1 pseudogene is annotated in these 289 nt (G+C 48.1%); it reads right to left on the reverse strand.

The window, feature by feature from the left end:
• Positions 1–31: 31 nt before the first annotated feature.
• Positions 32–289 (reverse strand): annotated as a pseudogene (locus B4K20_RS08930) (3-octaprenyl-4-hydroxybenzoate decarboxylase); the annotation flags it as partial.

Genomic DNA, 289 nt, shown 5'->3' on the forward strand with positions numbered 1-289 from the left:
GTTTATTTTGCGTTAGCATATTTAATGCCTGTCAGTTAGGTTCCTTGCTCTCCAATCCCAGTTCATCCCAAATAGCATCAATACGCTTAACCACATCCGCATCTCGCACGATGGGTCTTCCCCACTCCCGGTCAGTTTCACCTGGCAGTTTGTTGGTTGCATCCAATCCCATCTTGGAACCGAGACCAGACACAGGTGAGGCAAAATCTAAATAATCAATCGGCGTATTTTCCACCAGAGTAGTATCCCGCGCGGGATCCATTCGAGTGGTAATGGCCCAGATCACATC

It is taken from the genome of Methylophaga sp. UBA5088, assembly GCF_002414625.1.
GTDB classification, from domain to species: domain Bacteria; phylum Pseudomonadota; class Gammaproteobacteria; order Nitrosococcales; family Methylophagaceae; genus Methylophaga; species Methylophaga marina.